The organism is Actinomadura kijaniata NBRC 14229, assembly GCF_001552175.1.
Taxonomy (GTDB): Bacteria; Actinomycetota; Actinomycetes; order Streptosporangiales; family Streptosporangiaceae; genus Spirillospora; species Spirillospora kijaniata.
The window spans coordinates 1-1,987 of sequence record NZ_BCQR01000328.1; the positions used below are offsets into that span (position 1 = coordinate 1).

Consider the following 1,987-nt stretch of genomic DNA (forward strand, 5'->3'; position numbering starts at 1 on the left):
TGCCCCTATGTCTTTGGTCAAGGGAAACGGGGGTGCGCCAGTCGGTGAGCTGGGGCAGCATGGCGGGGTGGCTGATCTGCTGTGGGATGACGTGAAGTGCTTCTTCGACCCGGACTTGATGGGGTCGCTTCCGGACGTGCGTGTCCCGGATGCCTCGGTGGAGGACTGGCAGACGGTCCTTGATCTTGTCGCGGAGAAGGGCTGGAAGTGCCAGTACTCCGAGGGAGAGACGGTGCTTCCAGTGCCCCGGGCGGAAGCCGTGCTGTCCCGCCCGACGGATGCCGAGTGCCCGGACCTGCGGGTCTGGCCGACTGCAGATGTATTGGCGATCTTCCGCTTCCATGCTGCCGATGAGGTCGACTTCGATGTCGACCTTCGGGAGTTGCAGGGCCAGGAGCGGCTGGATGTGTTCTGCGGGTTCCTCCGGGAGATCGGGCGGCGGCTGGGCAAGCCGGTGCTGATGGACCCGGAGGGCGACGATGGCCATCCGGTGATCGGCTTCGATGTCGAGGCAGATCGAGTCGTCCTCCTCGCAGACCCGCAGCTCAGGTGACTGCGGCTGACGGCTGGGGTTCGTAGAAGGTTCCGTCGCGGAGCATCGCGAAGAGGACGTCGGCCCTGCGTCTGGCGAGGCAGAGCAAGGCCTGGGTGTGGTGTTTGCCCTGGGCGATCTTCTTGTCGTAGTAGGCCCGGGATGCGGGGTCACCCAGGGCGGCGAACGCGGAGAGGAAGAAGGCCCGCTTGAGTTGCTTGTTTCCGCGTCGGGAGGGTTGCTCGCCGCGGATCGATGAGCCCGAGCTCCGGGTGGCGGGGGCGAGGCCGGCGTAGGCGGCGAGGTGGCCGGCGGTCGGGAAGGTGCTGCCGTCGCCGACCTCGATCAGGATCCTGGCTCCGGTCCTGACGCCGATGCCCGGCATCGAGGTCAGTACCGTGGAAAGAGGATGGTCCTCCAGCAGTTCCTCGATCCGCCCGGCCAGCAGCTTGCGTTGATCGAGCACGGCCGTCAGGGATCCGGCCAGGCTGGGGACGATCAGTGCGGCCGCTTCGGTCCCTGGAACGGTCACGGTTTGCTCGTCCAACGCGGCGAAGATGTCCTCGACCAGCCGCTCGGCCATCCGCGGTGCCTTCGGCCGCAGCAGCGTGACCAGCCGCCGACGTCCCGCCTTGCGTATCTGTGCCGGTGAGCCGAACCGTTCCAGCAGTGTGAGGACGGCCGGGTGCTGCAACCGCGGTCCCAGGACCCGTTCCAACGACGGATGGATCTGGGTCAGCAGGCCGTGCAGCCGGTTGGCGACGCGGGTGGCCTCGCTGGCCAGGTCGTCGTCGAACCCGACGATCATCTCCAGCTCGGCGATCGTCTCGTCCTCGCCGTCGATCGCCCGCAGCGTGTGCGGCATGGCGCGGGCGGCGTCGGCGATGATGAACGCGTCTCTCGCATCGGTCTTCGCCTCGCCCGGATAGAGATCGGCGATCCGCCGCATCGTCAGTCCCGGCAGGTAGGCGACCGGGCAGCCCATGTCCCTGGCGACGGCCAGCGGCAGGGCCCCGATCGAGGCCGGCTGGTCGACCACGACCAGCACCGTTCCGTGCTTGGCCTGGAGTTTCGCAAAGAGCTCGCGGAGCTTGGGTTCGGTGTTGGGCAGGCGCTTGTCGAACGCCTTTTTCCCGGCCGGGGTGACGGCGGTGGCGTGGTGTTCGCCCTTGCCGACGTCCAGGCCGAGGAAGACGTCGATGTCGCCGGTGTCGATCACGTGCAGGCCCCTCCATCACGTTCTCGTCCGGCCTTGCCTGGGCACCGAGCTGCCACATCCACGTTACGGAGAGCTCTTCCGGCTCGGGTGAAGCCGGTGCTCAAGCTCCTCATCAGCGGTCCGTCGATGCCTCCGGACCCGGTGACACCACCCCCCGGATCATGAACAACAAGGGGGGGAAGTCATGCCGGACCCGAAGGCCGGAGGCTCCATTGCGGAGCCACGAAAAAGGTAAC

The 1,987-nt window shown here is 67.2% G+C and carries 2 protein-coding genes; one reads left to right on the forward strand and one right to left on the reverse strand.

Features of this window, described 5'->3' with window-relative positions; translation table 11 throughout:
- Nucleotides 1-67 precede the first annotated feature (67 nt).
- The gene (locus AKI01S_RS48520; RefSeq protein ID WP_174567495.1) at nt 68-553 is read left to right on the forward strand and encodes a hypothetical protein; all 486 of its coding nucleotides are present in this window, start codon (nt 68-70) and stop codon (nt 551-553) included.
- Here the strand turns inward: AKI01S_RS48520 and AKI01S_RS48525 are convergent.
- Nucleotides 546-1,751, reverse strand: coding sequence for an IS110 family RNA-guided transposase (locus AKI01S_RS48525; RefSeq protein ID WP_067833906.1), 1,206 nt, complete (start codon nt 1,749-1,751; stop codon nt 546-548). The genes AKI01S_RS48520 and AKI01S_RS48525 overlap by 8 nt on opposite strands.
- Nucleotides 1,752-1,987 lie beyond the last annotated feature (236 nt).